The 9,037-nt window shown below is 66.6% G+C and carries 7 protein-coding genes; 6 read left to right on the top strand and 1 reads right to left on the bottom strand.

Annotated elements, in window-relative coordinates; all coding sequences use genetic code 11:
- Positions 1-144 precede the first annotated feature (144 nt).
- The 3 genes from IC66_RS0115880 to IC66_RS0115870 all read left to right on the top strand — a co-directional run bounded on the left by IC66_RS0115880 (position 145) and on the right by IC66_RS0115870 (position 3,172).
- Positions 145-600, top strand: a complete 456-nt coding sequence (locus tag IC66_RS0115880) for a VOC family protein (RefSeq protein ID WP_038948293.1) — start codon at positions 145-147, stop codon at positions 598-600.
- 73 nt (positions 601-673) lie between these two features.
- Positions 674-1,531, top strand: coding sequence for a ribonuclease HII (locus IC66_RS0115875; protein WP_038948292.1), 858 nt, complete (start codon positions 674-676; stop codon positions 1,529-1,531).
- A gap of 132 nt (positions 1,532-1,663) precedes the next feature.
- Positions 1,664-3,172 (top strand): glycosyltransferase family 39 protein, encoded by a 1,509-nt coding sequence (locus IC66_RS0115870; RefSeq protein ID WP_038948291.1) that lies wholly within the window; start codon positions 1,664-1,666, stop codon positions 3,170-3,172.
- Positions 3,173-3,330: 158 nt separating this feature from the next.
- Here the strand turns inward: IC66_RS0115870 and IC66_RS0115865 are convergent, their stop codons facing one another.
- Entirely contained in the window at positions 3,331-4,137 is an 807-nt protein-coding gene (locus IC66_RS0115865; protein WP_038948289.1) for a uracil-DNA glycosylase, read from the bottom strand.
- A 256-nt stretch (positions 4,138-4,393) separates the two neighbouring features.
- Here IC66_RS0115865 and IC66_RS0115860 point away from each other — a divergent pair, with 256 nt between their 5' ends.
- The 3 genes from IC66_RS0115860 to IC66_RS0115850 all read left to right on the top strand — a co-directional run.
- Positions 4,394-6,055 carry an electron transfer flavoprotein-ubiquinone oxidoreductase gene (locus IC66_RS0115860; protein ID WP_038948288.1) on the top strand — a complete coding sequence of 554 codons (1,662 nt, stop codon included), beginning with the start codon at positions 4,394-4,396 and terminating at the stop codon, positions 6,053-6,055.
- A 308-nt stretch (positions 6,056-6,363) separates the two neighbouring features.
- Complete coding sequence (locus IC66_RS0115855) at positions 6,364-8,160, top strand: tetratricopeptide repeat protein (RefSeq protein WP_038948287.1); 1,797 nt, start codon at positions 6,364-6,366, stop codon at positions 8,158-8,160.
- A 105-nt stretch (positions 8,161-8,265) separates the two neighbouring features.
- Positions 8,266-9,037: 4-(cytidine 5'-diphospho)-2-C-methyl-D-erythritol kinase (locus IC66_RS0115850; protein ID WP_038948286.1), on the top strand; the 772-nt coding region annotated here is incomplete at its 3' end.

Below are 9,037 nucleotides of genomic sequence, written 5' to 3'. Positions count from 1 at the left end.
CCGCCCGCCGCTTCGAGATCGCCTGCGACAGGCTCGGCCTCAACAAAAGGCGCTCCAAGCTGACCACGGATCATTTTGCCCGGCCGAAGCGGAACGGCGATCAGCTGAGCCTGTTCTGAGCGGGAAGTGTGGAAGAGGTGTCGTATGAGTAAGCAAGTTTCGGCTCCGGTGCCGCGGCTCACCGTCATCACGCTCGGTGTCAGCGATATCCGCGCCAGCATCGCCTTTTACGACGCGCTCGGGTTCTCGCGCCGGCTAAAGGCGACCGGCGAGGCGGTGGCGTTCTACGATACCTGCGGTCCGGTGCTCGCGCTGTATCCTTGGGATCAGCTCGCGGCCGACGCGGCGTTGCCGGACCAGCCGAGGCCATCGACCTTCCGCGGCATCACGATCGCCTGGAACTGTCGGACCCGAGAGGAGGTCGATGCAGTGCTGGCCTTTGCCCTCGGCAAGGGGGCAAAGCTCGCGAAGGCCGCGCACGAGACCGATTACGGCGGCTATTCCGGTTATTTTGCCGATCCCGACGGCCATCCCTGGGAGGTCGTGGTCGCACCCGGCATCGAGGTCGGCGAGGACCGGCGGGTGCATCTGGCAGAATAGGGCGGCCTGAATAACGGGAATTGCGCCGGGTTCCCGGTTGCGCCGGCCGGGCCGCTTGCGCACGATCCCCGCCATGATTCGGGACAAGTCCGCCAAGACACCGGCCAAAGACGCGCCAAGGAAGGACGCTGCGAAAAAGGCAGCGCCCGCCAAGGCCGGCAAAGCGCCTGCGACCAAAACAACGACCGTTCCCGCAGGCAAGAAAGGCATCATCGCGGTCGCACCGCCGAGCTTCCGGCGCGAGCGCGCGCTGATCAAGTGCGGCGTCTGGCCGGTCGCCGGCTGCGACGAGGCCGGCCGCGGGCCGCTCGCCGGCCCCGTGGTGGCTGCAGCCGTGATTCTCGACCCCGACCGCATCCCGCGCGGCATCGACGATTCCAAGCGCCTGACGGCGGAGGAGCGCGAAAAACTGTTCGACAAGATCTGCGCCACCGCCCAGGTCTCGGTCGCCGTCGCCTCGCCCTCGCGAATCGACCGCGACAATATATTGCGCGCCTCATTGTGGGCGCTGAAGCGCGCCGTCGTGGCACTGCCGGAGGCGCCCAGGCACGTCTTCGTCGACGGCCGCGACCGGCTCGACACTCCTTGCGATTGCGAAGCCGTGATCGGCGGCGATGGCATCGTGCTGTCGATCGCGGCGGCCTCCATCATCGCCAAGGTGACGCGCGACCGCCTGATGTGCGCTCTGGCGCAGGACTGTCCCGGCTACGGCTTCGAGCAGCACAAGGGCTACGCCGTCCCCGAGCACCTCGACGCGCTCGACCGCCTCGGCCCCTCCGTCCATCACCGCCGCTTCTTCGCCCCGGTCGCGGCCGCACGCGCCAAGCACATGCCGTGGACCGTCGAGCCGGTGCCGGATCTGTTTGCGGTGACCGAGGTCGAGGTGCCGGTGGAAGCCAGCGTCGAAATCGACGCGTCGGCGAATCTCTAGAGTTAGCCAGGCGGGACAAGCCAGGGCATGACGAGGAAACCGTCGTTGCCACAACGCGCAGCGCCCCTTATCAAAGTGTTTGTGAGCGAATAGGGCCGGCTGGACGGGTTGGCTGCATCTTTCGGGCGTTGCATGCGGTTTACCTCCCTGGTCATCGAGCTCATTCGCGCCCGGCCGCGGCTGATCGTCTGGATCGCCGTGCTGCTGCAGGCCGCGATGTGGCTGTTCGTGGCGCTGGTGTTCTACCGCAGCCCGCCTGGCAGCCTTGCGACGCTCCTGGCTTTCGGACGCGAATACCAGGTCGGCACCGATCTCGGTCCGCCCTTGCCGGTCTGGCTCGCCGACATCGCCTATCGCGCCGCCGGCGGCCACATGTTCGGCGTCTATGTGCTCGCCGAGCTCTGCGAGATCGCGACGTTCATTGCGCTCTATCATCTCTCCCGCGCCGTGGTCGGCTCGCAGCAGGCGGTGCTCGCGGTGCTCTTTACCATGACGGTGCTCGCCTTCTCCTCGTCGGCGCTCGACTTCGGCCCGCTTGTCCTGGCCCGGCCGCTCTGGGCGCTGCTGCTGTTGCACTCCTGGCAGATCATCGGCCAGCGTCGCGGCAATGCCTGGTTCGCCTGGTCGATCGAGGCCGGTCTCCTGCTGCTGACGACGCCTGCGGCGATCTTCCTGCTGCTGCTGCTCGTCGTCTTCGCAGTCTCGACCGCCGGCGGCCGCCGGACGCTGCGCGCGCTCGATCCGCTGTTCGCGCTTGTTGTCGTCGCGGTGCTGGCGCTGCCCTACGCGGTCTGGCTGATGCGCGCCGAGACGCTGGTGATGCCGGCCTTGCCGCAAGTTGCGGAGCTGGATGCCCGCGCCCTGCATGCGGCGTGGCTGTTCGGCGGCCTCGTGCTCGGGGCCGCTGCGATCCCGGCGCTGACCTTCCTCAACACCGGGCTGTTCGCCGGCAAGGGCGAGGAGCCGCCGATCATCTACCGACCACCGGTCGAGCCGCTGGCGCGCAACTTCGTCTATTTCTTCGCGCTGGCGCCGGCGCTGGGCGCGGTGCTCATCTCCGGCCTGCTCGGGCTCGACTCCGTCGTCGGCGGCGCCGGCGTCGTGCTGGTTGTGTCCGGGCTTGCCGTGGTGGTCGCAGCCGGCGATCTCATCGCGATGCGCCGTGCGCGGATGCTGCGGACGGTCTGGGCCGCCGCCGTCGTGGCGCCGGCCGTCGGCGTCGTGCTCGCCGTCCTGCTGCTGCCCTGGACCGGCACGAACGAGATCGCGACCTCGATGCCGGCGCGCGCGATCTCGGACTTCTTCGACGAGAGCTTTGCCCGCCGCACCAACCATCGCCTGCGTGCGGTGGCCGGCGAGACCTCGCTTGCGAGCCTGATCACGCTGCATTCCGGCCGGCCGCATCTCTTCATCGACGCCGACCCTGCGCGCACGCCGTGGATCAATCAGGCCAAATTCAGCGAGACCGGCGGCGTCGTGGTCTGGCGCGCTTCCGATACCGCCGGCACGCCGCCGCCGGACATCCTCAAGCGCTTTCCCGGCATCGTCCCGGAAGTCCCGCGCGCCTTCGAATGGCTGGTGACCGGTCGCCAGCAGCTCCTGCGCGTCGGCTGGGCCATCGTGCGGCCGAAGGGGACGTGAGGACGTAGGTCTCGTGCCCCGGACGCTGCGCAGCGCCTCTTCGGCGGTGCGCTGCAGAGCCGGGGCCCATCTCGCCGCATCGTACTGTGTTGCTTTCTGGGTCCCGGCTCTGCGGAGCGTCACTGCGTGCCGCACCGCGTCCGGGACACGAGAGCTCGCTAGCCCGCCAGCACCTTGGCGATCGCGCGCAGATCCTGCCAGGCCAGCCGCTTGTAGGACGGCGAGCGGAGCAGATAGGCCGGATGGAACGTCGGCAGCGCGCGGATGGTGCGCGCCCCCGTCTCGTAGTCGAACCAGCGCCCGCGGGTGCGCATGATGCCCTCGCGCGTTCCGAGCAGCGTCTGCGTCGAGGGATTGCCGAGCGTCACCAGCACGTCGGGATTCACCAGTTCGATCTGGCGCTGGATGAAGGGCAGGCAGATTTGCGTCTCCTGCGGCGTCGGGGTGCGATTGCCGGGCGGCCGCCACGGAATCACGTTGGCGATGTAGGCCGTGCTGCGGTTGAGGCCGATCGCGCCGATCATGAGATCGAGCAGCTTGCCGCTGCGCCCGACGAAGGGCAGCCCCTCGATGTCCTCGTCGCGGCCCGGCGCCTCACCGACGAACATGATGCGCGCCTGCGGATTGCCGTCGGCAAATACCAATCGCGTCGCGGTGTGCTTCAGCGCGCAACCCTCGAAGCCTTGCATCAGCTCGCGTAGCGCTTCCAGCGTGGGCGCAGTGCGCGCAGCCTCGCGCGCCGAGGCAATCGCGATGTCGGGCGCAGGTGCGGCCTCGCCGCGCATCACCGCCGGCGCGGCGACCGGCCGCGGTGCCTCGACCGGAGGCGCCACGCGCGGGGCCGGCGGCGGGGCATCCAATTCCGCCAGGCGGTCGATCGGTTCCTCCGCGAGCGCGCAATCGACGCCGGCCTCCAGATAGAAGGCAAGAAGCTCGCGGACGGTGGGTGCGGGTTCGGGTATCATGGGAAAGTCTGACTATTATAGCATAGCGTTTTCGAGCGAAGTGGGCACCCGGTTCGCGTGAAGAAAACGCGTCAAAAAAGATGGGACTTCCCCGGTTCTGGCCTACCAGAACCGGGGAAGTCCAGTTTAGGGCGCCTTGCACCCCTTTGCACCCCTTTGCACCCCGGCGAAACGCATTTCCGTGGTTGTCCTACCCGGAAAAATCGGAAACAAGAGGGCGCAAATGACCAAGGACCGTCTCAAGGGCTGAGATCAGATGAGCACCGAAGAACTTCCCCCGCGCGAATCCATGGAATTCGACGTCGTCATCGTCGGCGCCGGCCCCTCGGGCCTGTCGGCTGCGATCCGGCTGAAGCAGCTCAACGCCGATCTCAACGTCGTCGTGGTGGAGAAGGGCTCGGAGGTCGGCGCGCACATTCTTTCCGGTGCCGTGATCGATCCGGCCGGGCTCGACAAGCTCGTTCCGGACTGGCGCGAGGATTCCGACTGCCCGCTGAAAACGCAGGTGAAGGACGACCGCTTCTACTGGATGACGGCCGGCGGCGCGATCAAGCTGCCGAACTTCATGATGCCGCCGCTGATGGACAATCATCACTGCTACATCGGCTCGCTCGGCAATGTCTGCCGCTGGCTGGCGCGCAAGGCGGAAGCGCTCGGCGTCGAGATCTATCCGGGCTTCGCCGCGGCCGAGGTGCTCTATGACGACGCCGGCAACGTCAAGGGCATTGCCACCGGCGACATGGGCATCGGCCGGGACGGCAAGCCGAAGGACTCCTTCACCCGTGGCATGGAATTGCTCGGCAAGTACACGCTGTTCGCCGAAGGCGCCCGCGGCAGCCTGACCAAGCAGCTCATCGCCAAGTTCGCGCTCGACTCCAAGAGCGAGCCGGCAAAGTTCGGCATCGGCCTCAAGGAAGTCTGGCAGATCGATCCTGCCAAGCACCAGAAGGGCATGATCCAGCATTCCTTCGGCTGGCCGCTCGACCTGAAGACCGGCGGCGGCTCGTTCCTTTATCACTATGACGACAACCTCGTTGCCGTCGGCTTCGTCGTGCATCTGAACTACGACGATCCGTACCTGTCGCCGTTCGACGAATTCCAGCGCTTCAAGACCCATCCTTCGATCCGCGGCACCTTTGAAGGCGGCAAGCGTCTCGCCTATGGCGCGCGCGCCATTACCGAGGGCGGCTACCAGTCCGTGCCGAGGCTGAGCTTCCCCGGCGGCGCGCTGATCGGCTGCGCGGCCGGCTTCGTCAACGTGCCGCGCATCAAGGGCGTGCACAATGCGATGGGCACCGGCATGCTCGCGGCTGAACATGTCGCGGCGGCGCTGGCCGCCGATCGCGCCAATGACGAACTCGTCGAATACGAAAATGCGTGGCGCTCGTCGTCGGTCGGCAAGGATCTGTTCCTGGTCCGCAACGTCAAGCCGCTGTGGTCGAAGTTCGGCACCGTGCTGGGCGTCGCACTCGGCGGCATCGACATGTGGTGCAACACGCTGTTCGGCGCTTCGCTGTTCGGCACCCAGGCGCACGCCAAGCCCGACCGCGCCACGCTCGATCCGGCCAAGAGCCACGCGCCCAGGAGCTACCCGAAGCCCGACGGCAAGATCTCGTTCGACAAGCTGTCCTCGGTGTTCCTGTCCAACACCAACCATGAGGAGGACCAGCCGGTCCATCTCAAGGTCACCGACATGAACCTGCAAAAGACCTCTGAGCACGACGTGTTCGCCGGTCCCTCGAATCGCTATTGCCCGGCCGGCGTCTATGAATGGGTCGAGGAGGGCACGAGCCCGCGCTTCCAGATCAACGCCCAGAACTGCGTCCACTGCAAAACCTGCGACGTGAAGGACCCCAACGGTAATATCACCTGGGTTCCTCCGGAGGGTGGTGGCGGTCCGAACTACGAGGCGATGTAAGGGCCGGCCGAGCAAAAGGACCTGATCACGAGGGTGATCCGGCGCACGTTCGCGTGAGGACACCGCTGCGGCCACCGGTCGCGGCCACGATAAGGCCATACTGACAGCGTCTTGGGACCGCTCTTGGCCGGTCACTTGGCCGATTTAAGGCGTGCGGAGGGGATCGTCCGGCCCGAATCCTTGCGGCGAAGCGCCAAAAGCGGCATTGTCCGCCGGACGGTTCCGGGTCCCGATGCCACCGGCCGCGTTCGCATGCGATACGGCCCTCTGCTGCAAACCCAGGCACTACCAACTCAAGGCGAGCCCTGATGTTTTCAAATCGTTTCAACCGCTGGACTGTTGCTGCCATCGCCCTCATGGGCACAGCGATCGCGACCGTCCCCGGCAGCGTCCTGGCGCAGACGCCGGATCACCCGGAGAACACGGCGGCGCAGTTTCCGACCCGAAACGATCTGAAGTCGCTCACGGGTGCCGGTAGCTATCTCGCCGCCCGCCATGCCAGCGTCGAGCGCGACGCGGCCTCCGCCGCTGCGTTCTACCGCTCGGCCCTGCGCACCGATCCCAAGAACAACGAGCTGCTCGACCGCGCCTTCATCTCGTCGGTCGCCGACGGCGACATCGACGAAGCGGTCAAGCTCGCCGAGCGCGTCCTCACCATCGACAAGACCAACCGCGTCGCGCGTCTCGTCGTCGGCGTGCATGATCTCAAGGTGAAGAAGTACGCAGCCGCGCAGACCAACATCAACCAGTCGATCCGCGGTCCGATCACCGATCTCGTCGCCACGCTGCTGTCGGGTTGGGCCGCCTACGGTGCCGGGGACGCCAAGGGCGGTGTCGCCACCATCGACAAGCTGGCAGGTCCCGAATGGTACCCGCTGTTCAAGGACCTTCACGCCGGCATGATCCTCGAGCTCTCCGGCAAGGAGAAGGACGCCGGCACCCGCTTCGAGCGCGCCTACAAGCTCGACGATTCCATGCTGCGCGTGACCGAAGCCTATGCGCGCTGGCTGTCGCGCAACAAGGATTCCGCCGCCGCGACCACCGTCTATCAGGCCTTCGACAAGAAGCTCGCGCGCCATCCGCTGATCCAGGAAGGCCTGCGCGAGACCAAGGCCGGCAAGAAAATGCCGCCGCTGGTCGATTCCGCCCAGGCCGGCGCCGCCGAAGCGCTCTACGGCATCGGTGCCACGCTGACCCGCCGCGGCGGCGAGGACCTGGCGCTGGTCTATCTCCAGCTCTCGCTCTACCTCCAGCCGACCCATCCGCTGGCGCTGCTCTCGCTGGCCGATCTCTACGAGTCCGTGAAGCGGCCGCAGATGGCGATCAAGGTCTATGAGCGCGTGCCGTCGACCTCGCCGCTCAAGCGCAACGCGCAGATCCAGCTTGCCATCGATCTGGATTCCGCCGACCGCACCGACGAGGCGATCAAGATCCTCAAGGGCGTGACGTCGGAGGATGCCAAGGACCTCGAAGCGATCATGGCGCTCGGCAACATCGAGCGCGGCCGCAAGAGGTTCGGCGACTGCGGCGCGACCTATTCGCAAGGCGTCGACGTGCTGCCGCCCGGCAACGACAAGGCCAACAGCGTCTGGTACTATTATCGCGGTATCTGCGAGGAGCGCTCCAAGCAGTGGGCCAAGGCCGAGGCCGACATGAAGAAGGCGCTCGAGCTCCAGCCCGACCAGCCGCACGTGCTCAACTATCTCGGCTATTCCTGGATCGACCAGGGCGTGAACCTCGACGAAGGCATGAAGATGATCAAGCGCGCCGTCGAGCAGCGTCCCGACGACGGCTACATCGTCGATTCCCTGGGCTGGGCCTATTACCGCATCGGCAACTACGAAGAAGCGGTGAAGAACCTCGAGCGCGCGATCGACCTCAAGCCCGAGGATCCCACCATCAACGACCATCTCGGCGACGCCTATTGGCGGGTTGGCCGCACGCTGGAAGCCAAATTCCAGTGGTCGCACGCGCGCGATCTCAAGCCCGAGCCGGAAGAGCTGCCGAAGATCGAGGCCAAGATCGCCAATGGCCTCGCCGACGACAATTCGAACTCTTCGGCCGCGCAGGCGGAAAAGAGGAAGGACGACGGCAAGGGCGGCTAGTCTGGCGCATGATCCGGACCCCGAAGGGCCGCGCTAGCGAAAAGTGTGTAGCGGTTCCGACGAGATCATGCACGACGAAGAACTGAAGTTGGGGGCGTGTCGCCAATGCCGGCGTTGATTGAAGAAGGACGGGCGAAGGTCAATCTCAGCCTTCGCGTCGTCGGCCGTCGTGCCGACGGCTATCATGATCTCGAAAGCGTGGTCGCGTTTGCCGATTGCGCCGACCGGCTGACGCTGGAGCCGGGCGGCGAGCTGAAGCTCGCCACCACCGGACCGCTTGCCGCGGCTTGCGGCGATACCGCGGACAATCTCGTGTTCAAGGCCGCCAAGCTTCTGGCCGACGCGGTGCCGAATCTGAAGCTCGGCGCCTTCGCGCTCGACAAGGTGCTGCCGGTTGCCGCCGGCATCGGTGGCGGCTCGGCCGATGCGGCAGCGGCGCTGCGGCTGTTGGCGCGTCTGAACAATCTGTCGCTCGACGATCCTCGCCTGCAGAAGGTCGCGCTCGCGACCGGCGCCGACGTGCCGGTGTGCCTGTTCTCGCGCGCTTGCGACATGACCGGCGTCGGCGAGCAGCTGCTGCCGCTCGCACTGCCGAGCATGCCTTGCGTGATGGTCAATCCCCGCGTGCCTGTGGCCACCAAGGATGTTTTCCAGCAGCTGGGCCTGCGCAACGGCGAGCTCCTGGTCGGCGCCACCTCGGTCTTCCGAGCTCCGGCCTGGCCGGAGGAGGGCGGGTCTATCGCCGATTGGGTCGACGTTCTCGAAACCGTCGCCAACGATCTCGAAGCGCCTGCGCTGCGGATCGAACCTGTCATCGGCGATGTGCTGGAGGCCTTGCGCGACTCCGCCGGCGTCAAGCTGGCCCGCATGTCCGGCT

The organism is Bradyrhizobium genomosp. III, assembly GCF_000261705.1.
Taxonomy (GTDB): domain Bacteria; phylum Pseudomonadota; class Alphaproteobacteria; order Rhizobiales; family Xanthobacteraceae; genus Bradyrhizobium; species Bradyrhizobium ottawaense.
This window is presented reverse-complemented; position numbering and strand designations above follow the sequence as displayed.